Annotated in this window: 25 protein-coding genes; 22 read left to right on the forward strand and 3 right to left on the reverse strand. The window is 43.5% G+C overall.

Features of this window, described 5'->3' with window-relative positions; genetic code table 11:
- From AC5W14_RS15720 to AC5W14_RS15735, 4 genes are all read left to right on the forward strand, one after another.
- Positions 1-225 (forward strand): hypothetical protein (locus tag AC5W14_RS15720; RefSeq protein WP_496194962.1); only part of this gene is annotated, 225 nt, incomplete at its 5' end.
- A 116-nt stretch (positions 226-341) separates the two neighbouring features.
- On the forward strand, positions 342-1,793 hold the full coding sequence (locus AC5W14_RS15725) for an NADP-dependent isocitrate dehydrogenase (protein ID WP_496058481.1): 1,452 nt from the start codon (positions 342-344) through the stop codon (positions 1,791-1,793).
- A gap of 150 nt (positions 1,794-1,943) precedes the next feature.
- Positions 1,944-2,324, forward strand: coding sequence for a VOC family protein (locus tag AC5W14_RS15730; protein ID WP_496058480.1), 381 nt, complete (start codon positions 1,944-1,946; stop codon positions 2,322-2,324).
- 191 nt (positions 2,325-2,515) lie between these two features.
- Entirely contained in the window at positions 2,516-3,994 is a 1,479-nt protein-coding gene (locus tag AC5W14_RS15735) for a protein adenylyltransferase SelO (protein WP_496194963.1), read from the forward strand.
- 39 nt (positions 3,995-4,033) lie between these two features.
- On the opposite strand, the gene AC5W14_RS15740 is transcribed toward AC5W14_RS15735, so the two are convergent.
- The gene (locus AC5W14_RS15740; protein WP_496194964.1) at positions 4,034-4,357 is read right to left on the reverse strand and encodes a hypothetical protein; all 324 of its coding nucleotides are present in this window, start codon (positions 4,355-4,357) and stop codon (positions 4,034-4,036) included.
- A 218-nt stretch (positions 4,358-4,575) separates the two neighbouring features.
- Between AC5W14_RS15740 and AC5W14_RS15745 the strand changes: the two genes are divergently transcribed.
- From AC5W14_RS15745 to AC5W14_RS15760, 4 genes are all read left to right on the forward strand, one after another.
- Positions 4,576-5,073, forward strand: coding sequence for a small multi-drug export protein (locus AC5W14_RS15745; protein ID WP_496194965.1), 498 nt, complete (start codon positions 4,576-4,578; stop codon positions 5,071-5,073).
- Positions 5,074-5,357: 284 nt separating this feature from the next.
- Complete coding sequence (locus AC5W14_RS15750; protein WP_496194966.1) at positions 5,358-6,569, forward strand: NAD(P)/FAD-dependent oxidoreductase; 1,212 nt, start codon at positions 5,358-5,360, stop codon at positions 6,567-6,569.
- Between the two features lie 318 nt (positions 6,570-6,887).
- A complete protein-coding gene (locus tag AC5W14_RS15755; RefSeq protein WP_496194967.1) occupies positions 6,888-7,943 on the forward strand; it encodes an EAL domain-containing protein in 1,056 nt (351 codons plus the stop codon).
- Complete coding sequence (locus AC5W14_RS15760; RefSeq protein ID WP_496194968.1) at positions 7,930-8,943, forward strand: GGDEF domain-containing protein; 1,014 nt, start codon at positions 7,930-7,932, stop codon at positions 8,941-8,943. Before AC5W14_RS15755 ends, AC5W14_RS15760 begins: the two co-directional genes overlap by 14 nt.
- Positions 8,944-8,987: 44 nt before the next feature.
- Here the strand turns inward: AC5W14_RS15760 and AC5W14_RS15765 are convergent, their stop codons facing one another.
- Positions 8,988-9,836: a YitT family protein gene (locus AC5W14_RS15765; RefSeq protein ID WP_496058473.1), complete on the reverse strand. Its 849-nt coding sequence runs from the start codon at positions 9,834-9,836 to the stop codon at positions 8,988-8,990.
- 251 nt (positions 9,837-10,087) lie between these two features.
- On the opposite strand from AC5W14_RS15765, the gene AC5W14_RS15770 reads away from it, so the two are divergent.
- Positions 10,088-12,346 carry a putative bifunctional diguanylate cyclase/phosphodiesterase gene (locus AC5W14_RS15770; RefSeq protein ID WP_496058472.1) on the forward strand — a complete coding sequence of 753 codons (2,259 nt, stop codon included), beginning with the start codon at positions 10,088-10,090 and terminating at the stop codon, positions 12,344-12,346.
- A 49-nt stretch (positions 12,347-12,395) separates the two neighbouring features.
- Here AC5W14_RS15770 and AC5W14_RS15775 read toward each other — a convergent pair whose 3' ends face one another.
- A complete protein-coding gene (locus AC5W14_RS15775) occupies positions 12,396-13,874 on the reverse strand; it encodes a BCCT family transporter (RefSeq protein ID WP_496058471.1) in 1,479 nt (492 codons plus the stop codon).
- 281 nt (positions 13,875-14,155) lie between these two features.
- Here AC5W14_RS15775 and AC5W14_RS15780 point away from each other — a divergent pair, with 281 nt between their 5' ends.
- The 13 genes from AC5W14_RS15780 (at position 14,156) to AC5W14_RS15840 (ending at position 26,803) form a co-directional block, all read left to right on the forward strand.
- Entirely contained in the window at positions 14,156-14,734 is a 579-nt protein-coding gene (locus AC5W14_RS15780) for a GbsR/MarR family transcriptional regulator (protein ID WP_496058470.1), read from the forward strand.
- Complete coding sequence (locus AC5W14_RS15785) at positions 14,734-15,618, forward strand: beta-keto acid cleavage family enzyme (protein ID WP_496194969.1); 885 nt, start codon at positions 14,734-14,736, stop codon at positions 15,616-15,618. The genes AC5W14_RS15780 and AC5W14_RS15785 overlap by 1 nt, the downstream gene beginning before the upstream one ends.
- A gap of 13 nt (positions 15,619-15,631) precedes the next feature.
- Positions 15,632-16,594: a 3-hydroxyacyl-CoA dehydrogenase NAD-binding domain-containing protein gene (locus AC5W14_RS15790; protein WP_496194970.1), complete on the forward strand. Its 963-nt coding sequence runs from the start codon at positions 15,632-15,634 to the stop codon at positions 16,592-16,594.
- Entirely contained in the window at positions 16,587-17,057 is a 471-nt protein-coding gene (locus tag AC5W14_RS15795) for a thioesterase family protein (RefSeq protein WP_496058467.1), read from the forward strand. The genes AC5W14_RS15790 and AC5W14_RS15795 overlap by 8 nt, the downstream gene beginning before the upstream one ends.
- A 119-nt stretch (positions 17,058-17,176) precedes the next feature.
- Positions 17,177-17,662: a DUF4188 domain-containing protein gene (locus AC5W14_RS15800; protein WP_496194971.1), complete on the forward strand. Its 486-nt coding sequence runs from the start codon at positions 17,177-17,179 to the stop codon at positions 17,660-17,662.
- A gap of 235 nt (positions 17,663-17,897) precedes the next feature.
- Complete coding sequence (locus tag AC5W14_RS15805; protein ID WP_496194972.1) at positions 17,898-19,946, forward strand: BglG family transcription antiterminator; 2,049 nt, start codon at positions 17,898-17,900, stop codon at positions 19,944-19,946.
- Positions 19,947-19,988: 42 nt separating this feature from the next.
- Positions 19,989-20,462: a PTS sugar transporter subunit IIA gene (locus tag AC5W14_RS15810; RefSeq protein WP_496058464.1), complete on the forward strand. Its 474-nt coding sequence runs from the start codon at positions 19,989-19,991 to the stop codon at positions 20,460-20,462.
- Positions 20,463-20,475: 13 nt separating this feature from the next.
- Complete coding sequence (locus tag AC5W14_RS15815) at positions 20,476-20,760, forward strand: PTS sugar transporter subunit IIB (RefSeq protein ID WP_496058463.1); 285 nt, start codon at positions 20,476-20,478, stop codon at positions 20,758-20,760.
- 80 nt (positions 20,761-20,840) lie between these two features.
- The gene (locus AC5W14_RS15820) at positions 20,841-22,100 is read left to right on the forward strand and encodes a galactitol-specific PTS transporter subunit IIC (protein WP_496058462.1); all 1,260 of its coding nucleotides are present in this window, start codon (positions 20,841-20,843) and stop codon (positions 22,098-22,100) included.
- A 32-nt stretch (positions 22,101-22,132) separates the two neighbouring features.
- Positions 22,133-23,167 (forward strand): zinc-binding dehydrogenase, encoded by a 1,035-nt coding sequence (locus AC5W14_RS15825; protein WP_496194973.1) that lies wholly within the window; start codon positions 22,133-22,135, stop codon positions 23,165-23,167.
- A 194-nt stretch (positions 23,168-23,361) separates the two neighbouring features.
- The gene (locus AC5W14_RS15830; RefSeq protein ID WP_496194974.1) at positions 23,362-24,411 is read left to right on the forward strand and encodes a galactitol-1-phosphate 5-dehydrogenase; all 1,050 of its coding nucleotides are present in this window, start codon (positions 23,362-23,364) and stop codon (positions 24,409-24,411) included.
- A 202-nt stretch (positions 24,412-24,613) separates the two neighbouring features.
- Entirely contained in the window at positions 24,614-26,023 is a 1,410-nt protein-coding gene (locus AC5W14_RS15835; RefSeq protein ID WP_496194975.1) for a glycoside hydrolase family 1 protein, read from the forward strand.
- A gap of 72 nt (positions 26,024-26,095) precedes the next feature.
- Positions 26,096-26,803 (forward strand): GntR family transcriptional regulator, encoded by a 708-nt coding sequence (locus AC5W14_RS15840; protein ID WP_496058458.1) that lies wholly within the window; start codon positions 26,096-26,098, stop codon positions 26,801-26,803.
- Positions 26,804-26,975 lie beyond the last annotated feature (172 nt).

Here is a 26,975-nt window from a genome sequence, read left to right on the forward strand (position 1 = left end):
CGATGGTTTTTGGCTTTGCCAAGCATCTTAGGATCGCCCCTTTTCTTTTCAGTATACGACCATTCCAGCCCTTTGCCCACAAAAAAACTGCCGAGAAAAAAACTTTCTCGACAGCCTGAAAAAAATCCCGGCAGCTATGCATGCCGGGATTTTTTTTGTTTTTGTTCTTATAAGCTTTCTTCCAGCGCTTTTAGGTTACAGAAACAGAACTGGCAGGGCTATTAACGTAGATACAGTGTATTATGGAAATCCTGTGTTTTAAGCAGCTTTAAGTAGTGAATAGCTATATATAGGGATATGTTATAGAATAGTTGGAATATTCGTACACAGGAGGTTTTTTTATGAAAAAAATACCTATTACGGTAGCCAGAGGAGATGGAATTGGTCCGGAAATTATGGACGCGGTTCTGAACATTTTAACAAAAGCAGATGCTGCTGTAGAACCGGAATTTATTGAGATTGGAAAAGACGCCTATCTGGAAGGCTGGTCTACGGGAGTGCCGGACAGCGCGTGGGAATCCCTGCTGCGGACAAACGTGTTTTTAAAAGCGCCTATTACGACTCCGCAGGGGGGAGGGTATAAAAGTTTAAACGTCACGATCCGCTCCTCCCTGGGATTGTACGCCAATATACGGCCGACGATCTCTTACGCCCCTTACGTAAAAACAAATCATCCGGAGATGGATCTGGTTATTGTTCGGGAAAATGAAGAAGATTTATATACGGGAATTGAATACCAGCAGACCCCTGAGGTCGTGCAAAGCTTAAAGATAATTACCCGGCCAGGCTCGGAACGCCTGATTCGGCATGCGTTTGAATACGCCAAAGAACATAACCGCAGTAAAGTAACGTGTGTAACAAAAGATAACATTATGAAGCGCTCGGATGGATTGTTTCATCAAGTGTTCAATGAAGTAGCGGAAGAATATAAAGAAATGGAAACCGATCATTGGATTGTCGACATCGGTCTGGCCAAAATTGCGGATTCTCCGGAACAGTTCGATGTTGTAGTTATGCCTAATTTATATGGAGATATCGGATCAGATATTGCTTCGCAGATTTCAGGAAGCGTCGGTCTTGGCGGCTCTGCAAATATCGGGGATGAAAATGCTATGTTTGAAGCAATTCACGGCAGTGCTCCTGATATTGCTGGACAGGGACTTGCAAATCCTTCCGGACTGCTGCACGGTGCGATTCAAATGCTCGTGCATATAGATCAGCCTGAGACAGCTTCGCGTATTCACAACGCCTGGTTTAAAACGCTGGAAGACGGAATCTACACCGGTGACATTGCAAAAGGCTCGCCGTCCGTCGGAACGAACGAATTTGCTGAAGCTGTAATTGAGCGGCTCGGCCAAAAGCCGGACACGATCGAACCAATGAATTATGAAACAGGCAGAGGCAGAAAGAAGAATACTTCCTCTGTTTCCTTAAAAGCTGAAGACAGAGCTTCTCCTGTCAACAGGCGCCTGGAAGGTGTCGATGTATTTTTATTTGAAAATAGACGGCCGGTCGAGCAGACAGCTGAGACTCTAAAACGTTTGTCAGGGAAAGCACTGGAGCTTTCTGTTATTACAAACAGAGGAGCGAATGCGTACCCTAAAGGAGCAGCGGATATTTTTACTACCGATCATTGGAGGTGCCGTTTTATGCCGAGAGGAAAAGAGGAAATCACCCACAAAGACATTCAGGAGCTGCTGGGACAGATAGAAGAGGCAGGGCTGGATTGGATTCAAGTGGAGAATTTATACAGTTTTGATGGCAAACCCGGCTATTCTGAAGCGAGAAAATGACGATATACAACCTCTACAGGAAGGAAAACCGGAACAGGCTTTCTTTCTTTGCATAGGCACGACGCGGGCTTCCACTGAAAAAACAATAAATAAGTGAACATCATGCTATACTTAGTGGACACATAGTTAACATGTAAAAGGAGCGTGGCCATGAAAATAGAACATGCAGCAGTTTGGGTAAAAGATTTGGAGATTATGAGAGACTTTTATGAAACATACTTCGGGGGAGCAGCAAACGATAAGTATGTAAATGAACAAAAACAGTTTGAGTCGTATTTCTTAAAGTTTGATGAAGGCGCACGCCTTGAATTAATGAGAAAAACCGGTATTGGGGAGCGTCCTAAAGAAAACAGCATTGGATGGGCGCACGTAGCCTTTTCCCTTGGCTCAAAACAAGCGGTTGATGCCATCACCGCAAAGCTTGGTAAAGACGGGTATACCGTAGTGAGCGGACCGCGTACCACAGGGGATGGGTATTACGAAAGTGTCATAGAAGATCCGGAAAAGAATCTGCTGGAGCTTACAGAATAAAGATAAATCCATTGACTAATTGATTTCTGCCCGAGAGGGCTCCGCTGAAAAGGCGGGGTCCTTTTTGAGTTGTCGCGCTTATATGGCGTATTGATTTAAAGCAGCAGAAGAGAAGCGTATAATAGAAGCTGTTACAGATATTTTCAATACCAGGCACATGCTGCAGTCATATAGATATAAAAAAAGAAAGGATGAATGTCATGCAGGACCATAAAAATAAAACAGGATGGAAGCTGGAACACAGCTACACAGAGCTGCCATCTTTATTTCATACGGCGTTTGCAGTTAATCCAGTACCAGCACCGAAGCTGGTCATTTTAAATGAGAGGCTGGCTGATTCACTCGGTCTTGATAAAGATGCTTTAAAGGAAAAAGAAGGAGTGGAGGTTCTGGCCGGAAACAAAACACCAGAAGGCGGATACCCGTTGGCGCAGGCTTATGCCGGACATCAATTCGGTAATTTCACTATGCTTGGAGACGGCCGTGCCCTATTATACGGAGAACAAATAACACCCGATGGCAAAAGGGTGGATATCCAGCTGAAAGGCTCGGGAAAAACAAAATACTCCCGGGGAGGTGATGGACGCGCGGCGCTCGGACCGATGCTTCGCGAATTTATTATCAGTGAAGCAATGCACGGTCTTGGCATAGAGACAACAAGAAGCCTGGCGGTGACCACTACCGGAGAAAGAGTACTTCGGGAAGGTGTCTTAACCGGTTCAGTAATGACCCGCACGGCTTCAAGCCATATTCGGGTGGGGACATTTGAATACGGCGCACGCTGGGGGACAACAGAAGACGTTCAGGCACTGGCCGATTATACAATCGAGCGGCATTTTCCGGAGCTGCATGAAAAAAAGGATAAGTATCTGGCTTTTCTTCAGGACGTTATCAAACGCCAGGCTGCATTAATCGCTAAATGGCAGCTCACGGGCTTTATTCACGGTGTAATGAACACAGATAATATGAGCATCAGCGGGGAAACGATTGATTACGGACCGTGTGCTTTTATGGATACCTATAACCCGAAAACTGTATTCAGCTCGATTGATATGCAGGGGCGCTACAGTTACCAAAATCAGCCGGCGGCTGCCGGCTGGAACCTGGCTCGTTTTGCAGAAACGCTGCTTCCACTGCTTCACGACGATCCCAAAGAAGCTGTTGAAACTGCGCAGAATGAAATCTCCCGTTACATTACGCTATTCCAGTTCGAATGGATGAAAGGAATGAGAGCAAAGCTCGGTTTAAAAACGGAAGAAATCGAAGATGAAAAGCTGGTCGAAGATCTGCTTGAGCTTATGCAGGAACACCGCGCCGATTATACGAATACATTTCGGGCGCTTACGCTCGGCCAGCTCGGTGAAGGAGAGCTGTTTACTGACGCTTCGTTTACAGAATGGTACGGACGCTGGGTTGAAAGACTCGAGCGCCAGGGGGATTCTGCAGAAACCGTGCAGGAAATGATGAAAGAAAATAATCCAGCGGTAATTCCCCGCAACCATAGAGTGGAAGAGGCATTAACGGCCGCAGAAAAGGAAGGGGACTATTCGGTCATGCAAAGGCTGCTTACCGTTCTATCCAATCCATTTGCCTATTCTCATGAACAGGAAACCTATACAGACCCTGGAGAAGCAGACTCCCAACCGTACCGCACGTACTGCGGTACCTAATAAAAACGAAGCGTCCGGCTGTTGTTCCGGGCGCTTCGTTTACATAATCAGCAGAGCGCTGATAAGAAAAACAACGAGAATGCCAATACCGGCACCTGCTGAAAAAAGGGTTTTCTTTAAAGGGGTGTAGCCTTTTTTTGTTTCGACCGTCGTTAAAGGTCCAGGAGCGCGGGATCCAAACAGACCCGGACGGGGCACCTGATTTTTCATAAGTGCTTTGAAAATTAAAGGCAGGCACAGCAGCACACTTAATATAAGTAAAACGAGCAGAGCGGCTTCCATAGAGAAGAAGAAAACAACGGAAAAAAAGACGAGAAGCGACAGGACCAGGCCGGCAAGGCTTCCATATAATAAGTAGTTCATGAGCATTCTCCTGACATAAGTAAAATAACATATCCGTATAAAAATGATTTTTCGCTGAAATAAAGAAAGTTCATCATAATATAATGTACCCTTCAATAAAAGAGGTAAACAAAACGTAAAATAATTTCAATTACCATAATGTTTTTAATAAACCATTTATTAATACGGACCATAAAATGGTAAAATGACCATACAACTGAACAAAATGGAGGTACATAATGGGTTTTATTGAATTACTGGGAATATACGTTCTGATTTTTATCTTATCTGCTGTTCCTTTTTTTGAAGCGTATGGGGTTATTCCGATTGCAGTCATTGCAGGAATTGCTGCTGTGCCGGCGTTTCTTATTGGATGGATCGGCAACGTTATGACCGTTCTGCTTCTGATCGTTTTTATTGCCCGGGTGCAGGAATGGGTGGCATCACGGAGAAAAAAGAAACATACAGATAAGGAAGTAGGGAAAAGATCGCAGCGGGCGCAGCGGCTGTGGGAGAAATATGGTCTCCCTGGACTGGCTGTCATTGGGCCGTTATTTGTCGGGAGTCATTTAACAGCTTTTATGGGAATATCTCTAGGCGGCTCCAAAAAACAGACATTTTACTGGGTGACGGCAAGTATTGCTCTCTGGAGTATTGTATTTTCTATCTTAGCTTATGCAGGAGTCGATCTGTTAGGACAAGGGGACGAAACATATATTGAACGCTTCTTTGAATAAGGCCATCAGTTTTTATTATGGAAGCAGAAAAGGTGACACTGCAAGATGCATACTATAGTTATGAACGAACTCAAATAATAGGGAAAAAGACCGGTCCGGCAGCCGGTCTTTTTCCTTAATTTATGAAAATAAAGGGTAAGCACAAGGGAATGTTGCAATAAAGAGTGCTTTTGATTCTTATTCATGTTAATATTTTCACATAGCACGATGGCCTTTGTGTAGAAAGCATACAGCAATGTTATATGCTTTTTTTTATCGTGAAAAATGAAGGGTGGAATGGAATAATGAGTACGAAACCGAAAATAGTCGTTCTTGGAGCCGGCCACGCTGGACTCACAACTGCAAAAAAATTAATCCAAAAACTGTCTCCCGAACAGGCGGAAGTCGTTCTGGTAAATAAGCATAACTATCACTATGAAGCAACATGGCTTCATGAAGTAGCGGCAGGGACTATCTCTCCCAACGATGCCCGCGTCATGATCAGCGATGTAATCAGCCCAAACAAGGCCACACTCGTTTACGATACAGTAGTGGAAATCAAAAAAGATGAAAAGCGTGTCGTTCTGGAAAATGGAGATATTACGTATGATTATCTAGTCGTAGCTCTCGGCTGGAAATCAAACGATTTTGGAATCAAAGGCATGGCTGAAAATGCGTTTGCTATCGAAGATATCGATTCAAGCCGTCTGATCAGCGAGCATATTGAGTATCAGTTTGCCAAATTTAATAATGAGGAAAATGCAGAAAAAGAAAGCCTGAATATCCTTGTCGGCGGTGCTGGTTTTACAGGTATTGAATTTGTTGGGGAACTGGCTGATAAAGTACCGCAACTCTGCAGAAAATATGATATTGACCGCAGCAAGGTGAAAATCATTAACGTGGAAGCAGCACCTTCTATACTGCCTATGTTTGAACAGGACCTCTCTACGTATGCCAGAAAAGCACTGGAAGAGCGTGGAGTAGAAATTAGAATGGCAGCACCAATTAAAGAATGTACGCCGGATGGCTTCATTATTGGTGAAGATAATGAACTTGTAAAAGCAGGCACTATTGTCTGGACAGGCGGAGTAAAAGGAAGTCCAATCCTTGAAAAATCCGGCTTTGATATGGTAAAAGGTAAAGTGAATGTAAACGCCGACCTGCGTATGAAAGGCGAAGAAGAATTATTCGTTATCGGGGACTGTTCATGGGTTTGGGATAATGAAGGCGACCGCCCTTATGCTCCAACAGCGCAGCTGGCCATGCAGGAAGCTGATTATGTAGCTGACAACATTATCGCCTTAATGAAAAAAGAACCGCTTAAAGACTTTGTTTTTGATAACAAAGGAACGGTCGCATCTCTTGGCCATTCCGATGGAATTGGAAGCATTTTCGACGGGTATAAATTAACCGGTAAAAAAGCAGCAACTATGAAAAAGGTAATTGACAACCGCTCCCTTTATCTTGTTGGCGGCGTAAAGCTAGTATTGAAAAAAGGAAAAGTCCGCCCGTTTTAAATAAAAGAATCCGCATTTTAATAGAGAAGGAGGGACGCTTCAATGAAAAACTGCACACTTATTAGTATTTTTCTTGTTATAGCTTCTCTAGTAGGATATAGACTTATTAGTGACAGCATGGATGACACGAAGGATTTCCGCTAAGCAAAACACCATCATATACTCCTTTCCGACAGAGATGTTTGTATTCTCTGTAAGGAAAGGAGTTTTTTTGTGCCTGGATCCACCTTTGTTCATATAAATTGTTCGAAAACGGACTGCAAAAAGGAAGGAAAGATACCGATATAGACAAAGATACTATGCCAGGGGGGGAAAGACATGACACCATCATGCGATATCTGCGTTATAAGAGAAAAAGGGTACATAGCTGTATTTGAAAACGGACAAAATATAGAAGCAATAAAACCATACTTTTTATCCTATCCGGAAACCGAGTGGATTATCATAAACAATCATGCTTTCTGGACGCAGGAAACGATTCTGTTTGAACTGCTTGATTATTTAGAGGCTCATTACCCCGAAGGAACTGTCCAATTTGTCCTCAAAAAGGAAGCGGCGCTGCCGGAGGACCATGAGACAGGGATAACGATAGCAGAACTTCGTGCGCAGCAATTAACGATCTGGGTGGATGAGGTAATTGAAAAAAAAGCCATCCGCACTCATTTTCAGCCTATAGTAGAATTAAAAAACAAAACGGCCTCTATCGTAGGGCACGAACTGCTGTCACGGGGAGTAGATATAGAAGGAAGCATTATTCCCCCATTTAAACTCTTCGAAGCAGCACGTTCCCGAAACCGGCTGTTTGCTCTGGATAGAGCCTGCCGGATAGAAGCAGTAAAAAATGCATCCGCTGTAAAAACCAATCAGCTTATTTTTATTAATTTTATTCCAACGGCAATTTATGTACCGGAGCACTGCCTTGCTACAACGTTTGAATTAATTAAGCAGATTGGAGTAGAGCCGGAGCAGGTAGTATTTGAAGTAGTGGAAAGCGATGAAGTGAAAGATATAAATCATTTAAAAAATATCCTGAACTTTTACCGCAGGCACGGTTTTAAATATGCGCTCGACGATGTCGGAACCGGAGCCAATGACTTAAAAAAACTGGCCAGCCTGGAACCAGACTTTGTCAAATTAGCAAGAGAATTTGCCGATGGAGTGAGCCGGGATCCGGCAAAACAAAACGTGGCCCTTTCCGTGCTCCATATTGCCCATCATTTACAAGCGAAGCCGCTCGCTGAAGGTGTCGAGCATATTGAAGATATTGAATACCTTTCCAATATGGGATATGAACTCTTTCAGGGATATTACTTTGCCAGGCCGAATGAAGTACCTGTTGAACAGGTAGATGGAATATATCATGCCGAAGTTTAACCTGGAGGCCCCGGGAGCGCTGTACAGCATAAAGCTTTTTCAGAAAAAGGGGCATATCAGGTCGTTTTACGGTATGTATATATTGTTTGGCCTGCTTCTTATTTGGGACAGCATTTATCTTATTGCGTTTCCTCCTCTGGTAATGGCACTATGGACAATCTTTATCTGTGCAGGAGCTTTCGTTATTAAACATATGATTGTTCATCAGAGTACGCGGCTGTTGAGCATTTATTTAATCATCTCTTTTTTCTGGTGGGGGGTGACGGTTTTGTATACGGGGGGATGGGACAGTCCTATCTTCTATTTTGCCGGTATCCTGCTGATTTTATACGCTTTATCCGGGTCTCTGCTATTAAATGCAGCAGGAGCGGTCTTATATGGAGCAACTATATTATTCAGCGGGGTTTTTTTGTTTCCTGCTTCGGGCAGTTTTATTCTGCCGCTTAGCATCATTGGTGTTAATGCATTAACGATTGCCGGCGGTTTTCTGATTTCCTATGCTCTTCATCATTATGAGCGTTCATTCACCCATCTGCAGAAAAAAGTATATACGGATTATTTAACCGGTCTCTATAATCGTGAAGGATTTTTAATGGAATGGAGCAATAATCGTCTGAACAAAGGGATTTTTGCGGTGATGGATTTAAATCAATTTAAGCAGATTAACGATAATTTGGGTCATGATGCAGGAGATAAAGTACTACAGCATGTGGGCCGGAAATTAAAAAAAGAACTGCCGGACTCCTCTGTTATCGGACGGATTGGAGGAGATGAGTTTATTTTATATCTGCCTTTTGCCGAAAATCTGCAGGCCGCTCAGCAGCAGATAGAGTCGATCATAGCCGGGGCAGGAAAAAAAGCAGGGATTCCTTTATCAGCCTCTTTAGGGATGCTTCTCATTTCTTCAAACAGTCAAACGTTTCGGGAGCTTTATAAAGCTGCGGATACTAATATGTATCTTCACAAAAAGTCAGGACGGCAGGGCTTAAAAGAGTCATAATAAAAAACGAGAACGGCCGGCGCCGTTCTCGTTTTATCTATTATCTACCCACGATTAGAAAATGAAGATTCATGTGGAAGAGAAAATGTGCCTCCGGATACATCCTTGACATTATGAACGACAATGAACGCATTCGGGTCAATTTCTTTAATGGTCCGTTTGAACCGGAGCAGCCGATGAGTTGGAATAACAACATAAAGCGCCCGGCGCTGTTCTTTGGAGTATTCGCCGTACGCATCAAAAACGGTAGCGCTCGCACCAAGTTCTGTTGTAATACGGCGGGATATTTCTTCTGAGTGTGGAGAAATAATATTAATGGCTTTTTTGGAGTCAAAGCCGCCCAATACATAGTCGGTTACCACTTTGCCGATATAAAGCGCAATCAGCGTGTACATCGTAAATACAGGGCCGATAACAAAAATACCGATAATAACAACAGCGGCATCGAGTACCAGCGTTGTACCTGTCAGGTCCCAGCCTCGCTGGTGATGAAGAACCCGGGCAATAATAGAAGTTCCGCCTACCGAGCTGCCAGCCTGGAAAATGAATCCAAAGCCAACGCCTGTAATGATACCTGCAAAAATCGCCGCAAGCAGCGTGTCTTCCATTGGTACCGCATAGACCCCTTCCAGCAGCCAAATGAAAAAGGACAGCAAAAACACGTTAAATATGGTCTTGTATATCATATGGCGGGGGAGGTATTTGAAGCTGACCCCAAGAAGCAGCAGAAAAATGACAGGAGTCGATATACTCGGTGTTAACCCGGTTCCAAAGTAAATCAACAGTGCGGCGCCGATAATGCCTCCTTCCGCAATGGAGTTAGGCATAGCCAGCTGTGTGACAGAAACTGCAAACAGCAAAGTTCCAATAACAATAAATGCTATATTTTTCATGAGCACAAGCTCCTTTCATATCTCAATTTGACACAGAAGCATAGTATAACAAAAAATCAACAAAAAAGGGAAAAGAGAGTACGAATCTGAAAGCTCTATTTTGACCGGTAAAGAAAAGAGGAGAAAAGCTGTTTTCTTTACAATGTATGGGGACCTCGTAAAAAATTGTTCATACGAAATGCCCGCAGATATTGTATAGTAGAAAGTATAAATAGTTCAATAGGGCTACTTAACAGGTCGGAGGGTGATTAATGAAAATACATAATAGAAAAAATACAATGCTTATTATTTTATGGGTGGCTGCTTTGGTTTTCTGGGTGCTCTTTTATGAAGGGCCTGACTATAGGAAAGCAGCCGGTACGAGCCTTTTTGCTGTTGGAGGAGCCATATGGGCTTTTATTCACATAAACAGGACCATTACCGGCTCGTACGGACACCGCCGTATGTTTTGGAAATGGATAAGAAGAGGGATTGTGGCTAACGGAGCAGGTTATAGTATCTGGCTGGCCGCTGCGCTATTAGGAATATCTTCTATCCCTCCTTCGATATCCAGCCTTGCCTGGCTGATTTCATACTTTTTGTTTCTAAGTGCGCTGTTGTACCAGCTTTTTATCGCAAGCCGAGAGCCTGTTATATCTATTCATGTATTTAACGTCAGCGTCTTTATGATTGTTTCGACAGCGGTAATGGGGCATTTTTTTACGGCCTTTGCTTTGGAGGTGTTTGATTATTCTTTTGTAAACAGCGTCATCAACCTTTCTTTTTTATTAGTTGATATCATTCTGCTGTTTGCTGCAGGCTATCTGGTATATCTTTTAAAAATAAAACGTGATATTACGGTGATGTACATACTGATTGCTGCATTTGTTTTTCAGAATATCGGTGATTTTCGTACGGCCTACCTGGAATTAACAGGTGCTGCTGCAGGTCCGGTCAATGTCAATGAAGTGTTTTGGCTGCTTGGGATTATTATGATTGGTACAGCGTCAATATATGAAAGGACAGGGGCACAGGAGAACACGTGGATGATCCGGGAAGATATAAAACAACCGTTTATCCTTTTTCCTGCTGCCGGCATTGCCCTGCTCATTTTTTTCACCTGGAACAGTTATGATCGGCATATAAACATCCTCAGTGTTTCGGTTGGCGTCGTTCTCTTACTATTTGCGGGCAGAAATTATATTATGACCAAAAAAAATACGAAGCTTATACAAGAATACAGGCATCTGGCGTATTATGATTCTCTTACAGGAATTTATAACCGCACAAGTTTTAAAATAAATATAGATAAAGCTGTGACGGCTTGTAAAAAAGATAATAAAGAATTAGTTCTAATACTATTTGATATTGATCGTTTCAAAGTGATTAATGACTCTCTTGGTCACCATGTGGGGGACGAAGTATTAATGGAAAGCGCGTATCGGCTGAAAAAAGATCTTCCTTACGATATTTATCGGTTAGGTGGAGATGAATTTGTGATCATAGTAGATAATGCTGATAAAAACAGCGCGTTAGAGGCAGCCCTTCAAGTCAAAAAAGCGTTCAGCAAACCATATTTAATAGCAGGCCAGCGTATATTGCTCACGCCGAGTATTGGCATCAGCTGCTATCCAGCTACGAGCAGGGACAGCGAGTCTCTGCTGAAAAATGCTGATGCTGCGATGTATGCAGCAAAAGAAAATGGGAGAAACAGCTTTGTTTTTTATGATGAGGTGCTGCACCAAAAGCTTGACCGCAAAATGACTATTGAAAGTGAAATGAAGCAGGGACTCATCAGGCAGGAGTTTTCGCTTCACTATCAGCCTAAGATTAATGTCCAAACGCTCGAAGTCACTGGAATGGAAGCATTACTGCGTTGGAATAATCGAAAGTTGGGAGAGATCTCTCCTTTTGAGTTTATACCATTAGCAGAAGAATCAGGTTTTATTAAAGTGTTAGGCAGCTGGGTAATAAAAGAAGCTTGTCACCAGGCGGAACAATGGAAACGAACAGGATTGTTTCATGGAACGATGGCTGTTAACGTATCGGTGCATCAAGTAAAATATGGAGACATATTAAGGTTAATCCAGGAAGCGCTGGAAGACTCCAGCCTAAACCCTACAAAACTGGAAATTGAAATCACTGAGTCAATTATGCAGGATGTAGCGGTAACCTCCATAATTTTAGATGACATACGGTCTCTTGGTGTCCGGGTAGCTCTGGATGATTTTGGAACCGGGTATTCATCGTTTCACGTGTTGAAGAAACTTCCAATCGATACGATAAAAATTGATAAATCGTTTATCGATGACCTAAGCGGCTTGAAAGAGCAGTCGCTCGTAAAAGCAATTATCGATATTGGACGTCATCTGCAGCTTGAAGTGGTTGCAGAAGGAGTGGAAGAGGAAGTACAGCTGGATGCCCTTGCAGCCTACGAATGCGAGACAGCCCAGGGCTACCTAATCTCGAAGCCGCTCCCTGTTCTGGAGATGGAGCAGTTTTTGCAGCAGTACCGCAGGCAAGCTCTGTAAATCATAATAAAAGTCCCTTTTTTTCCGTTCTGGAAAAAAGGGACTTTTATTAGTTCTGCTTGTGTTCACTAATTAATGTTTTCATAATGCCAATACACATTAGAATAATAATAATCGAAAGTGGCAGGGCACTGACGACAATGGACGTCTGAAACGCATTCAATCCTCCAACAACCAATAGAACTGCTGTGATGGTAACAAAGAACACACCCCACATAATTTTAATAGATGTTGGCGGATTCAAGCTGCCACCTGTTGTCTGCATTCCCAGAACAAACGTAGCCGAGTCGGCTGTGGTGACAAAGAAGATGGTAATAACGAAAATAGCTAACACAGAGATCAGGCCGCTCATAGGATAGGATTCAATTACATAAAACAAGGCGCCCTCCAGTGACTGCGAAGAAACGTCGCGTCCTTCATACAGTTCCATGAAAATAGCAGAGCCGCCCAACGTGCTGAACCAGAAAAACGATACAACAGATGGAAGAAGAAGAACGCCTGCTATAAATTCACGAATGGTTCGTCCCCTGGAAATTCGTGCGACAAACATCCCGACAAATGGTGTCCAGGAAATCCACCATGCCCAGTAAAAGACGGTCCAAGCCTGCGTCCAGTCCGCTTCCTGCGCATCAACCGGGCTCATGCGAAGACCCCAGCCGATAAAGTTTTGAACGTAAGCGGACAGTCCGGAAGCGAACATGTTAAGAAGAAATAAAGTTGGACCGGCGATGAACATAAATAATAGAAATAATCCGGTAATCGATAGGTTGATATTACTTAAGTATTTAATGCCGCGATGGATACCGGTGCTTGCGGATGTAACGAAAATGACGGTGATAAGAGCCATAATAATAAATTGAACACCAAGATTATAAGGCACTCCAAACACGGTCTGCAGACCGGAGTTAATCTGCTGGGATCCAAGACCAAGCGAGGCAGCAACGCCAAATAGTGTAGCAAATACAGCAATAATATCTACAACAGTTGCGATGGGTCCATATGCATATTTACCAAGTACCGGCCGAAGTGTTGTACTCATTAAACCGGGTGCCTGATAGCGGAACTGCTGCAGGGCAAGCGCTAAAGCAACCAGTGCATATATGGCCCAGGCATGAAGACCCCAATGCAGCCATGTAGAAGAAACCCCGGTTACCGCATCCGCTTCTGTTCCACCATCCCCAATAGGCGGGCTCGCGAAATGGCTGATCGGCTCGCTGACTCCGTAAAATAACAGGCCGATTCCTATGCCGGCGGAAAACAGCATCGTAAACCAGGTAAGCCTGCTGAATTCCGGTTTTTCGTCCGGTTTTCCGAGTCGTATGTGTCCATACTTACTAAAGCCTAAATAGATGGCAAAAATCAATAAGGCTGTTACGAGTATTTGAAAATACCAGCCAAAGTGGGCAAATACAAAAGCCTGGGTGACAGTGATTCCTGCTTCAAGCTGTTCTGTAAAAAATACCCCGAATAATAGAAAAGAAAGAATAAGTACCACTGATACTTTTAAGACCGTCGTGAACCTTGACATAAAAAAATGTCCTCCTTTATTAGACTTGCGCTACTCTCTTTAATAGCCTCGTTTAAGTATATGGAAGTGAACTTAAAAAAGAAAAAGGCGTATAACAGCGTATAGTCTATAAAATCTATGCAATTTTTATTGTACAGAGTTTATAGAGTTCTATCTTATCAATACTCGGTTTATCGCTCAGATAAGATAGAAGAGCTGCTTTTTACTTTTTTTAGAAAAATGATACAGTAACAACTATGAGCCGATACTACTACATATGCAGATGAGGGAGAGTATATACAATGGCTATAGAAAGAGAAGCGGAACTGCTCTCACAGTTAAGCGAAACGGAACGGCAGATAGGGGACAGAATTTCCGATAACATGAGCACCTTCGGCGTGTCTTCTACTATAGGAAGGCTGCTGGGAATCATTTATATGAACCGTGAGCCAATGACGCTCGATGACCTGGCAGAAGCAACGGGTATGAGCAAAACAAGAATGAGCCAGGTAATGCGTGAAATGATTGCCTTAAACATTGCTGAAAAAGAACATATCAAAGGAAGCCGGAAAGAGCATTACAATGTCGAAAACGATTACGTTCAAACGTTTATTTCTCTTTTTACGACCAACTGGCGGGAAGTGATCAGCAAAAACCGCATGTTCGCCAAAAAGCTGCAGCAGGAAATAAACGAGATAGAAAAGATCAATGATGGCTCTCCCGCTGTGGAAGCCAAGGTGCAGGAACTCCGTAGAGAATTAACCAAATGGGTAGCCTATTACAATTGGATCAATAACCTGGTGGAATTTTTTGAGAGCGGCGCTATTTTTGATTCAGTACCTGTGGATACGTCTGCAGAAAAAAAAGGTGAGGATAAATAATGGGAAAGAAAACAATTATTACATGTGCAGTAACCGGAGCCGGAAATACATTTCACAAGAGCCCGCACGTGCCGATTACCCCAAAAGAAATAGCGGAAGCTTCGATAGAAGCAGCTAAAGCTGGAGCTGCCGTGGCACATATTCATGTAAGAGACCCTAAAACAGGGGAATACAGCTTTGATCCAGCCCTTTTTCAAGAAGTGGTGGAACGAGTTCGTGAAAAAGAAATAGATGTGATTTTAAATTTAACTGCGGGCGGCGGCGGCGACTTTGTTCCGAGCCTTACTCATCCCGCAACCGGAGGGGAAGGAACCTTTATTCAAACTCCCGGGGAGCGTCATCTCCCGGTAGGAAACCTGCTTCCGGAAATATGCACCCTTGACTGCGGCAGCCTGAACTTCGGCGACCAGCTCTACATGGCACCGACAGAATGGCTGCGGGAACAGGCTACGCTTATAAAAAGCAGCGGAGTGAAAGCAGAAATGGAATGTTTTGATACCGGACACCTCCGGTTTGCCAACCAGCTCGTAAAAGAAGGACTGATTGACGGCGATCCGTTGTATCAATTTTGTCTTGGCATTCCATGGGGAGCGGAAGCAGATGCCGAAACAATGCTTCATATGGTTCATCATCTGCCGGACCGTGCCAACTGGTCAGCATTTGGCATCGGGCGTATGCAGATTCCAACGGCAGTTCAGGCAGCCTTATTAGGTGGAAACGTACGCGTTGGTCTGGAAGACAATTTGTATCTCGAAAAAGGCGTGCTCGGCACAAATGCCCAGCTTGTTGATAAAACAACCACCCTTCTTCAGGGGCTCGATATAGAACCAATGACGCCGGAAGAAGCGCGGGATACCCTGGGTTTAACTAAACAGTTATTATAGAAAGGATAAACTAATGACAAATCAAACAATAGCAGTGATTGGTACAGGCGTAATCGGAAACGGATGGATTGCCCGCTTTTTAGCAAACGGATTCGACGTGATTGCGTGCGATCCGGCTCCAGAAGCCGAACAAAAAACGCGTAAAGCGATCGAAAAGCTCTGGCCGTCTCTTCAAGAGCACGGCATGCATCCTACGGCCTCCATGGACCGTCTGACCTTTACCGATAACATTGAAAGGGCAGCCTGCGGAGCGGTGCTGATTCAGGAAAATATTCCTGAGCGCGAGGAGCTGAAGAAAAGCGTACTTTCACAGATCGATGTACATGCCCCGGCAGCAAGCATCATCGCATCCAGTACATCAGGTTATAAACCAACGACCCTGCAGGAGCAGTGCACGGCCCATCCGGAAAGAGTGATGGTAGCTCATCCATTTAATCCGGTCTATCTGCTTCCTCTTGTAGAAATTTCTGGAGGAGCAGCTACAAGTCAGGAAGCATTGGAAAGAGCCCGCCGTTTATACGAATCCGCAGGAATGAAACCCCTGGTCATGAAGGGGGAAGTAGATGGCCATATCGCAGACCGCCTGATGGAAGCACTCTGGAGAGAGGCGCTTCATATCGTAAATGACGGACATGCCACAACAGAAGAAGTAGATAAAGCCATTGTTTACGGCGCAGGACTGCGCTGGGCGCTGATGGGTCCATTTTTAACCTTTCACCTGGCCGGCGGGGAAAAGGGAATGGCTCATATGCTTGAACAGTTCGGCCCCGCCTTAAAGGCACCGTGGACAAAATTGGTAGCGCCGGAGCTGACCCCTGAATTAAGCGAGAAAGTAATTAATGGCACGAAAGACCAGTCCGGCACACAAAGCGTCGCTGAGCTGGAAGAACGACGTGACCAGTTTCTGCTGAAGCTGTTGCAGCTGCTGCAGGAAGAAAATTACTGGCCGGCAGAGAAGGTGGAGAACAATGTCTGAAAACCAACACATCTGGGAAGGGCGGGTGGACGCAGCGTGGGTCGATTATAACGATCACATGAATGATGCCGCCTACGCGATTGTGTTCAGCAGGGCGCTGGATGGCATGCTTGAGAAAATAGGGCTGGACGAAGCGTTCCGGAAGCAGCACCAATACACAGTGTATACACTTGAAACACACGTCCTGTATAGGAAAGAAGCGTTGTTGGATGAAAAATTAGATGTGTACGTCCAAGTGTTGGATAAAGATGAAAAACGACTGCACTTGTGGCTGGAAATGAAAAATGAAGCTCAGGAACTTCTGGCGGCAAGTGAACAGATGATCATGGGAATTGATCAAACAGCGGGACGGCCGGCTCCCTTCCCGTCTGCACTTGCGGAAGGAATTGCTGCTCTACCGCATACAGATGCCGGCTCACGTCCGGAAATGGCGGGCCGTTCCATTGGTATCAAAAGAAAATAGAAAATAACAGTATTCTCCATATTAGAGAATGCTGTTATTTTTTGGATAAAGCGCTACAATATAAGAAAGAAAACCATCCGCCGCGGCACATAATGAAACTAAAACGGGGAGGGAATAAAATGAAAGCAGATCTGCAGGAAGGCCGGTACACGACACAAAATGAGGAAGAGCTGGTCGTATTTGTTATCGGGATGCGCATTAACCGGTTCCGGTCTATCCGGAAGTGGCTGCCCGTCCTGCTTGCCATGCCCCCTATGATAAAAGAGCTGTCCATGCGAAAAGAACTGGGCTGCTTAAATCTGCACAGCTATGTCCAGCTGCCGACGACGATGATGATTCAGTACTGGGAGTCTGAAGAACAGCTGCTTGCTTATGCCAGAGGAGAAAAGCACTCGAAAGCCTGGAAAACGTTCAATAGAAGAGCGAAAGGAAATCATGCGGTAGGCCTCTATCATGAAACGTACACTATTCCTAAAAATTCGTACGAATCCATTTATGTCAATATGCCCGCCTTTGGTTTAGGAAAAGCGCTCGGGACCGAATCTGTAAATACGTCAACAAATACTGCAAAAGAAAGGCTGAGGCGAACAAAAAAGAGCACGTAGCAGTAATCGGGCTGCAGCTGGTTTGATTTCAAACCGGCTGTTTTTTTGCGTGAAAAACCGATTATTTTTAAGCAGGGACCTCCTGACCTTGCGCAAAAAACGATATACATTAAAATTTGATTAATAATGTAAATCACAACGTTGTACATAAACTGTTCGTTCATTTGGGATGAAAACGTATACATCTGAATGCAGGCCGATGCTACACTAACTATTGAAAGGGGGGCAGTTGTCGATGGATGACCGAAGCAAGCAGATTCTAGACGAACTCATACACAATCCAAATGTGGCCAGTGTCGTGTTGGAGAAAAAATATAACTTAACACGCCGACAGTTTGGCTACAGTATGAACAAGATTAATGAATGGCTGATGGCGAAACATCTCCCGGTTATTGAACGTACCAGGCAGGGCCATTTCATTATTGATCAATCGGTGTTTACGGATCTGACGAGTCAGGAAAATGACTTGGCAGCTGTCTCTGTTTTATCAGAAAAACAGCGGATCTATATCATCATGCTCATGCTTCTTGGGACGAAAGAGGAACTGTCTCTGTATCATTTCACTGCAGAACTCGATGTAAGCAAAAACACAGTGCTGCACGATTTAAAGCAGGTTCAGGCATATCTTGAAAAATACGATTTATCTTTTCGGTATTCAAGGAAAGCCGGATACCTGCTGGAAGGAAAAGAATTTCAAGTCCGGAAATTACTTATTCATGTTACCTACCGGATTTTTCAAATGGCAGACGGTGAAAAGAAAATAGCAGCTGCCGCTCAGGTAGATGAAAAAGAAATTGACGAATTCCGCTCCAAAATTGAAAAAGTAGAAAACAAGCTGCAATTGAAGTTCACAGATGAGAAATTAGCTATGATGCCTTATATTCTGTTGTTTATTCTCCGCAGAGTACAAAAGGGAAACAACATTACAGAATCCTCCATCCCATATGAGGAACTGTCCGATACAAAGGAATACCAGGCAACCGAGGAAATATTCCGGGAAACAGACAGCATCCCGAGGGAAGAGCGACTGTTCATCACCCTTCACCTGCTAACAACGAACGTCTACCGGGCCGAGTTTACGATAGAAGAAGATGCCATTCCGGATCTGCTGCCGGAAATAGACAATATGCTGAGGCTTTTTGAAAAAAGTGCCTGCATATATCTGCAGGAGCGGGACAAACTGCTCGAACAGCTGATTCAGCATATTAAACCGGCCTACTATCGAATCAAGTTCAATCTGACGGAAACGGTGTTTCTGCAGCAGGATGTGAGCAAAGAATTTAAAGAAATTCACCATTTGGTAAAGCAGTCGATGGGTCCGCTTGAAGAGCTGATCGGCCGGCCGGTGCCCGATAACGAATCAACGTTTATTACGATGCTTATCAGCGGCTGGATGGTAAAGCAGGGAGAAAGCATCGAGAAAAAGGTCAAAGCGATTGTTGTCTGTCCGCAGGGGGTCTCTATATCCAGGCTGATGTTTCATGATTTAAAAGAACTTTTCCCGGAATTTGTATTTCTGGATTCCCTGTCTATCAGAGAGTTCCTTCATTACGGGCTGGATTACGATATTGTGTTTTCCACATCGTCTCTTGCTACCGACAAAAAGCTGTTTTTATCGAAAGCGTTTTTAAGCCAGGAAGAAAAGCAGCGGTTCCGCAAGCAGGTCATGATGGATATGCATGGGTTTGTACCAAATGAAATAGACATTGACCATATTATGGACATTATTAAAACCCATACATCGCTTCCAGATGAAGAAGCGCTGAAAAAAGATTTACACCGCTATATGTCAAAAGACAAAGACGAAGCTGTTAAAACGTATGCAAAAAACAGAAACCTGCCTTTAAATGAGTTGATTGTGCCTGAGCATATCACTTTGAAAAAATCAGTGGCTTCCTGGAACGACGCTGTACGTATTGCCGCAGGCCCATTAGTGAAAAGCGGTAAAATCGAGCAGCGTTATATTGAAGCGATGATCCGCCAGAGCGATAAAGATCCCTATATAATTATTGGACCTAATATTGCGATTCCTCATGCCGCTCCGGAAGAAGGAGTAATGGACGTAGGAATGAGCCTTCTGCGGATCGAAGATGGAGTGGATTTTACAGAAGGCTACAGAATTCATTTGATTGTCATCATTGCAGCAGTGGACAAGAAAAAACACATTCATGCCCTCATGCAGCTGATGCGATTTGCACACGCCGAAACAGACCGGAACCAGACGATAGCGGCACAAACGATTACCGACATCCGCCGGATGATTGATTTATATTCACACGACTAAAAACCATGCGTTCAAACCAACATAGTAATGGGGTAGGAAAAAGTGACGAAACTATTTTTTGATGAATCAGTCATCTTACTGGAAGTAAAAGGAGAGACTAAAGAAGCTGTTCTTGAAGAAATGGGACATAATCTAGTTCAAAAAGGGCTGGTAAAAGAAAGCTTTGTAAAAGCAGTGATTGCAAGAGAGAAAGAATTTGCAACAGGGCTTCCGACAGCCGGTGTAGCTGTGGCGATCCCGCATACTGACGTCGAACACGTTAATACAAAAACGATCAGTGTAGGGGTGCTTCAAAAACCGGTCGCATTCGGCATTATGGGAGAAGACGAAGAAACCGTAGAGGTGGAGCTTGTGTTTATGCTTGCCATGAACGAAACCCACTCCCAGCTTGCTCTCCTGCAGAAGCTGATGGAAATATTCCAAAACGAAGAAACACTGAAGTATTTAATGAAAGAAACAAATGCCACCCGCATTAAAGAAACAATAGAACAGCAAATCGATTTTACTACAATATAAGGAGATGGAATAAATGAAAAAGAAGCAGGTATTGGTAGCATGTGGAGCAGGAGTAGCAACATCAACAGTGGTAAACGGAGCAATTGAGGAAATGGCTAAAGAGCACAACATTAAAGTAGATCTGATCCAGATTAAAATTACGGAAGTCGGTTCTTATGTAGATACGGCTGATCTGTTAGTTACAACAGCAATGACAAAGAAAGAATATCCGTTTCCAGTTATTAACGCAAGAGCCTTTCTAACAGGAATCGGCAAAGAGGATACAAAGCAGCAGATCCTGGATGAACTGAAAAAATAATTAAATGAAGAGCGCGCTGTTCCAACTGCTGAGGAATAGAGTCGGGCGTGCTCTTTTTCACACATAGAGGAGGAGTCACGATGCAGGGGTTTGTTGATTTTTTACAAGGTTTTCTAGATTTAGGGGCTACCGTTATTCTACCCGTAGCTATATTTTTCCTGGGGTTATTTTTCGGTCAGAAAATAGGAAAAGCCTTCCGGTCCGCTCTTACATTAGGGGTCGCTTTTGTAGGTATTTTTCTTGTTATTGACCTGCTCGTATTAAACTTAGGACCGGCCGCACAGGGCATGGTGGAACGTCTGGGAGTAGAGCTTACTGTCATTGACGTCGGCTGGCCGGCATCTTCATCTATTGCATGGGCATCATCTATTGCCGCCTTTATCATTCCGTTAGGCCTTTTGGTCAACGTATTAATGCTCGTAACAAAAACAACAAAAACGATGAACGTGGATATTTGGAACTTTTGGCACTACACGTTTATGGCAGCGATGGTTTATGCCATCTCCGGAAGCATTATCCAAAGTTTAATTGCTGCAGTATTGTTCCAGATTGTTGCACTTAAAGTAGCAGACTGGACGGCACCAATGGTAAGCGATTTTTACGAAATGCCCGGTGTGTCGGTAGCAACAGGAAGCACGATTTCTTATGCCCCTGGTATTTTTCTTGTAAAAGGACTGCAGAAGATCCCCGGCATTAAAAATTTAAATGCGGATCCGGAATCTATTCAAAGAAGATTTGGAATTTTCGGTGAGTCGATCTTTATCGGCCTGGCACTCGGTTCTCTTATCGGAATCCTGGCCGGTTACGGTGTCGGCGATGTGATCGAAATCGGTATGGCAATGGCCGCCGTAATGGTATTAATGCCGCGAATGGTTAAGATCCTGATGGAAGGCCTTATGCCTGTTTCAGAGTCAGCCCGCGAATGGCTCAACAAGCGCTTTGGTGACAGAGATATTCTTATCGGTCTGGACGCAGCCGTTCTTCTCGGTCATCCATCCGTTATTGCGACAGCGTTAATTCTCGTACCAATCACCGTACTATTGGCTGTTATTTTACCAGGAAACGCGCTGCTTCCTTTTGGAGATTTAGCGACGATTCCATTCATTGTAGCCTTTATTGTCGGTGCGGCTAAAGGAAATATCGTTCACTCTGTTATTGTAGGAAGCATTATGATCGGCATCTCTTTATATGTCGCTACAGATGTTGCTACTACATTTACAATGATGGCAGAAAACGCAGATTTCAATATGCCGGAAGGCACTACGCAGATTTCAAGTATTGACCAGGGCGGTAACATTATTAACTGGATCATCTATCGCTTCTTCGGTTTATTTAATTAATTAAGCACAGAGAAAAGGAGTGGAAAATATCTATGAAATCATTAGTAAAAACAGAACTGGGATTCGGAAACCTCGAAATTCAGGATAGAGATGAACCACAGGCAGGCCCCGGCGAAGTAAAAATCAAAGTGCACTATGCCGGTGTATGCGGTTCGGATATTCATACGTATGAAGGTCATTATAAAGTAGCTGTGCCCGTGACGCTCGGGCATGAATTTTCCGGCGAAGTCGTGGAGGTGGGCGAAGGTGTGACGGAATTCTCAGCCGGCGACCGTGTGACATCGGAAACCACCTTTTATATCTGCGGAGAGTGTGAGTACTGCCAGTCCGGGGATTACAACCTCTGCAATCACCGGAAAGGACTCGGCACGCAGCAGGACGGCGGTTTCGCTGAATTTTTAGTAGCGCGCAAAGACAGTGTGCATCATATTCCAGATGGAGTAGATGATAAATCAGCCGCTATGACTGAACCGCTAGCCTGCACCCACCATGCGGTAGCAAAAACAGAGATAAACCAGGGAGATATCGTAGTAGTTATTGGACCCGGACCCATCGGTCTTTTCACAGCTCAGGTAGCGAAAAGCCGTGGCGCCACGGTACTTATTACCGGACTTACAAAAGATAAAGTAAGATTGGATAAAGCAAGTGAACTTGGCATAGACTATGCGGTAGACACCCAGAAACAGGATATTAAGCAGCTGGTTAACGAATTAACTAATGGATACGGCGCAGACGTTGTATTTGAATGCTCCGGTGCCGCGCCGGCCGCCAAGCAGGGACTTGATCTGCTTCGCAAAAAAGGCCAGTACGGCCAGGTTGGTATCTTCGCAAACCCAGAAGTGTCCTTTGATCTGGAGAAAATTATCCAAAAAGAAATACGGGTAGTTGGCAGCAGAAGCCAAAAGCCGGAAGACTGGGAGCCTTCTCTTGAACTGATGAACAATGGAAGCGTAGATGCCAAGTCGATGGTGACGCATGAATTTCCAATTACACAGTGGAAAGAAGCCTACGATGCTATTAAAAGCGGAGAAGCCATTAAAGTACTGCTTACTCCTATAAACGATTAATATGAAATAAGAAAGGAAGATAAATATGGCCGATACATTTCTTGAATATATGTTGGGATCCTTCAGAGGCATCAGCGAATTTTACTTTGAATACCAGATCATTTTTAATACCATCATCGTTTTATTTTTCCTTTATCAGCTCTTTTTCCATAAAAAACAAGATGAATCCACAAGCTGAGAAGGAGGAATAAAAAATGAAGGCATTAAATTTATATGGTGTCCAGGATATTCGCTGTGAAGAGACCAGTGAGCCTGTCATTACGGCTCCGGAAGATGTAATTATTAAAGTTAAGGCTGCTGGAATCTGCGGCTCTGATATCTCAAGATTCAATAAACTCGGGCCATATATAGATGGAATGACATTTGGACACGAATTCGCAGGCGAGGTCGTTGAAGTCGGCTCCAGTGTAAAGCGGGTAGTTAAAGGCGATAAAGTCGCCGGCTGCCCCGCTTTTTACTGCGGTGTGTGCATCAGCTGTCAAAAAGGAGAATTCTCCCAGTGCGAAAAGCTCACAGTTATTGGAGCCAGGCACCCCGGATCCTATGCGGAAAAAGTAAAACTGCCGGAGGAAAATGTCATTAGAATTTCTGAGAATGTTGATTTTGACACGGCCGCTCTATTGGAACCGGCGGCCGTTGTAGCGCACGGGTTTTATAAAACAAGCATAAAACCGGGCGATACGGTGGCTGTCATGGGGTGTGGAAGCATTGGGCTTTTGGCTGTACAGTGGGCGCGTATTTTCGGAGCCAAAACTATTTTTGCGATTGATATTGATGAGGCTAAACTGCAGGCTGCAAAAGAACTCGGCGCAGATGTCCTCGTTAATTCTCTTGAGGGGCCTCCTCATGAAAAGGTGCTGGAACACACGGATGGCATGGGGGTAAGTCTTGCTGTTGAGTCAGCAGGGTCTCCTATTACCTCGGCACAGATTTTCGCTCTTCCTAAAAAAGGCGGGGAAGTTGTCTTTTTGGGAATTCCTTATGCAGACATTACGATTGAACGCTTTTATTTTGAAAAGATTGTCCGAAATGAATTAAGTGTGTATGGTTCCTGGAATGGTGTATCGTCTCCTTTCCCAGGACAGGAGTGGGATACAGCGATGTATTACATGGGAACCGGACAGATAACAAGTGGGGCGATGGTCCACCACCGCTATTCCCTGGACGAAGGCCCGCGTGTGTTTGATGATTTGATTCAACGAAAGGGCAATCATATTAAAGTGTTGTTTTATCCGGAAACGTGACGAAAAGCACTTCTCTATTACAGAGGAGTGCTTTTTTATTCGTTATAAGAACCTTATTCTTATAACGTAAAACATCCAAACAGAAGAAAATCATATTTATATCTAGCCAGATAAATGGAGAAGATATATACTAATATTATATTTGTACCTACAAATTAAATAGATACTTATAAATAAACTATATTACTAATGGAGGAAATGTATGAAATTCCCGCATGATTTTTTGTTTGGAGCAGCTTCAGCTTCTTATCAAGTGGAAGGAGCATGGGACGAAGATGGAAAAGGTCTTTCCAACTGGGATGTTTTTTCAAAAATTCCCGGGAAAACATTTAAAGGGACTAATGGGAATACAGCCGTTGACCATTATCACCGGTATAAAGAAGATATTCAGCTAATGGCTGATATGGGATTGGAGTCTTACCGTTTTTCTATATCCTGGCCGCGGATTTTTCCGAATGGAGACGGGGAAATAAACAAAAAGGGGCTGGAATTTTATAATAAGGTGATCGACGAATGCCTTTCTCACGGTATAGTACCTTTTGTTACCCTTTATCATTGGGATCTTCCCCAGGCACTTGAGGAAGTGGGAGGATGGACAAACAAAAGAACCGCAGAAGCTTTTGTTGATTATGCCAAAACCTGTTTTCAATCATTTGGCGACCGGGTTAAGCATTGGATTACGTTTAACGAAATGCAGATGTTCTGTGGATTGGGGTATTTAAAAGGAGCCCACCCGCCCGGCATTCAAAATGACAAGAAAAAATATTTCCAGGCAGCTCATTACGTTTATTATGCCCATGCTAAAGCAGTGGAGGTATATAAGGAGTTAAAACAGTACGGGGAAATAGGTATTACACATGTTTTTCTTCCTGCCTACAGCGTAGACGATAAAGAAGTAAATATACAGGCAGCCAGGCATGCCAACGAATATGAAACGTATTTTTTCTATGATCCGGTACTTAAAGGAGAATACCCGCCATATGTGAAAGCCCAATTGGACGAAAACAACTGGACTCCTGAATGGACAGAAGAGGAATTATCGTGTATTCAACGAAACGCTGCCAAAAATGACTTTATTGGCCTTAATTACTATCAGCCAATTCGTGTGAAAAAAAACGAAGAGGTAAAAACAATCCAAAACCATACTAGAGAGACATCTACATTGGTGCCTGGACATCCTTCGTTTGACGGGTATTATCAAACGGTTAAGATGGAAGATAAGACGTATACAAAATGGGGATGGGAAATATCTCCTGAAGGATTTTTAACGGGTCTTCACATGCTCAAAGAGCGTTATGGTAACATTAAAATGTACGTGACCGAAAATGGGCTTGGGGATAAAGATCCTATCATTGAAGGAGAAGTAGCCGACGTTTCAAGAATTAAGTTTATTGAAGCCCACTTAAAAGTGATTAAACAAGCTATTCAAGAAGGCATTTATCTAAAAGGCTATTACGCCTGGTCGGCTACAGATCTTTTAAGCTGGCTTAATGGTTTTGAAAAACAGTACGGGTTCATTTATATAGATCATGAGAACGATTTAAACCGCCAAAAGAAACTGTCCTATTATTGGTACCAGCATGTTATTAAAACCAGAGGAGAAGAATTATAAGTCACACAACAAAGCGCCTTAACGTAGAGCTGAGGCGTTTTGTTGTATAATTAAACTGAAAAAGGAGACCTTATGGCTGCAAAATATAGAGAGATAGCAGATAAATTAGAAGCAGACATTATAAAAGGGACTTATGACCAGGCGAAAAAACTTCCTACAGAGGAAGAATTACTGCAGGCATATAAGGTGAGTAGAAATACGATACGAAAAGCCATCGAATTGTTGACCGGCCGGGGCTATGTGTATCAAGTACAGGGAAGCGGCCTTTTTTTAAGAGATCAATCATCAGCTGATTATATCCAGTTAGGCAGTCTTAGAGGGTTAACCGAGAATTTAGCGGATAAAACGGTTCGGGCAGAAGTACTGGAACTGAAGGTGATAAAAGCAGAAAAACAGGTGATGGAAAGGATGCACCTGCAGACAGAAGAATATATTTATTACGTAAAAAGACTTCGTTTGGTCGATGACGAGCCGTTTTCAATTGAAATAAGCTATTTCAGAAAAAATATAGTACCGTATTTGAATGAGGAAATTGCGGCACAATCGATTTACCGCTATTTGATTGATGACCTTCGGTTGAATATCGGCTTTGCTGACAAAGTGATCAATTGTGACAAAATAGATCATTACGAAGCGGATTTATTACAACTCACTACAGCAGATCCTGCTCTTATTATTGAAAACACGGTGTGCTTAACCAATGGAACTATTTTTGAAGTTTCTACATCGATATTTCATTATCAAAAAACAAAAATTTTAAATCGAATTGGCTTCACCTGACAATTTAAGCGTGTAATTAAATGGATTAAAGCAGTAAACAAAAAACAATTAAAAACAGGTTTCTATAATGGCTTTTCGATTTTTGACAAAAACCACAGATTACACTAAAATAGTAATAAATCGTAACTGTTCCTAAAATATGCATTTTACATACTTGTTTATTACATTAAAG

Source organism: Sinobaca sp. TMA16-18 (genome assembly GCF_059510535.1).

What these genes read in the sequence shown, in the direction of transcription:
- AC5W14_RS15755 (WP_496194967.1), top strand. Translation starts at nt 6,888, where the DNA reads ATGACACCATCATGCGATATCTGCGTTATAAGAGAAAAAGGGTACATA.
- AC5W14_RS15760 (WP_496194968.1), top strand. Translation starts at nt 7,930, where the DNA reads ATGCCGAAGTTTAACCTGGAGGCCCCGGGAGCGCTGTACAGCATAAAG.
- AC5W14_RS15740 (WP_496194964.1), bottom strand. Translation starts at nt 4,357, where the DNA reads ATGAACTACTTATTATATGGAAGCCTTGCCGGCCTGGTCCTGTCGCTT.
- AC5W14_RS15805 (WP_496194972.1), top strand. Translation starts at nt 17,898, where the DNA reads ATGGATGACCGAAGCAAGCAGATTCTAGACGAACTCATACACAATCCA.
- AC5W14_RS15770 (WP_496058472.1), top strand. Translation starts at nt 10,088, where the DNA reads ATGAAAATACATAATAGAAAAAATACAATGCTTATTATTTTATGGGTG.
- AC5W14_RS15730 (WP_496058480.1), top strand. Translation starts at nt 1,944, where the DNA reads ATGAAAATAGAACATGCAGCAGTTTGGGTAAAAGATTTGGAGATTATG.
- AC5W14_RS15750 (WP_496194966.1), top strand. Translation starts at nt 5,358, where the DNA reads ATGAGTACGAAACCGAAAATAGTCGTTCTTGGAGCCGGCCACGCTGGA.
- AC5W14_RS15800 (WP_496194971.1), top strand. Translation starts at nt 17,177, where the DNA reads ATGAAAGCAGATCTGCAGGAAGGCCGGTACACGACACAAAATGAGGAA.
- AC5W14_RS15775 (WP_496058471.1), bottom strand. Translation starts at nt 13,874, where the DNA reads ATGTCAAGGTTCACGACGGTCTTAAAAGTATCAGTGGTACTTATTCTT.
- AC5W14_RS15815 (WP_496058463.1), top strand. Translation starts at nt 20,476, where the DNA reads ATGAAAAAGAAGCAGGTATTGGTAGCATGTGGAGCAGGAGTAGCAACA.
- AC5W14_RS15765 (WP_496058473.1), bottom strand. Translation starts at nt 9,836, where the DNA reads ATGAAAAATATAGCATTTATTGTTATTGGAACTTTGCTGTTTGCAGTT.
- AC5W14_RS15825 (WP_496194973.1), top strand. Translation starts at nt 22,133, where the DNA reads ATGAAATCATTAGTAAAAACAGAACTGGGATTCGGAAACCTCGAAATT.
- AC5W14_RS15780 (WP_496058470.1), top strand. Translation starts at nt 14,156, where the DNA reads ATGGCTATAGAAAGAGAAGCGGAACTGCTCTCACAGTTAAGCGAAACG.
- AC5W14_RS15785 (WP_496194969.1), top strand. Translation starts at nt 14,734, where the DNA reads ATGGGAAAGAAAACAATTATTACATGTGCAGTAACCGGAGCCGGAAAT.
- AC5W14_RS15725 (WP_496058481.1), top strand. Translation starts at nt 342, where the DNA reads ATGAAAAAAATACCTATTACGGTAGCCAGAGGAGATGGAATTGGTCCG.
- AC5W14_RS15795 (WP_496058467.1), top strand. Translation starts at nt 16,587, where the DNA reads ATGTCTGAAAACCAACACATCTGGGAAGGGCGGGTGGACGCAGCGTGG.
- AC5W14_RS15735 (WP_496194963.1), top strand. Translation starts at nt 2,516, where the DNA reads ATGAATGTCATGCAGGACCATAAAAATAAAACAGGATGGAAGCTGGAA.
- AC5W14_RS15745 (WP_496194965.1), top strand. Translation starts at nt 4,576, where the DNA reads ATGGGTTTTATTGAATTACTGGGAATATACGTTCTGATTTTTATCTTA.
- AC5W14_RS15835 (WP_496194975.1), top strand. Translation starts at nt 24,614, where the DNA reads ATGAAATTCCCGCATGATTTTTTGTTTGGAGCAGCTTCAGCTTCTTAT.
- AC5W14_RS15790 (WP_496194970.1), top strand. Translation starts at nt 15,632, where the DNA reads ATGACAAATCAAACAATAGCAGTGATTGGTACAGGCGTAATCGGAAAC.
- AC5W14_RS15830 (WP_496194974.1), top strand. Translation starts at nt 23,362, where the DNA reads ATGAAGGCATTAAATTTATATGGTGTCCAGGATATTCGCTGTGAAGAG.
- AC5W14_RS15840 (WP_496058458.1), top strand. Translation starts at nt 26,096, where the DNA reads ATGGCTGCAAAATATAGAGAGATAGCAGATAAATTAGAAGCAGACATT.
- AC5W14_RS15820 (WP_496058462.1), top strand. Translation starts at nt 20,841, where the DNA reads ATGCAGGGGTTTGTTGATTTTTTACAAGGTTTTCTAGATTTAGGGGCT.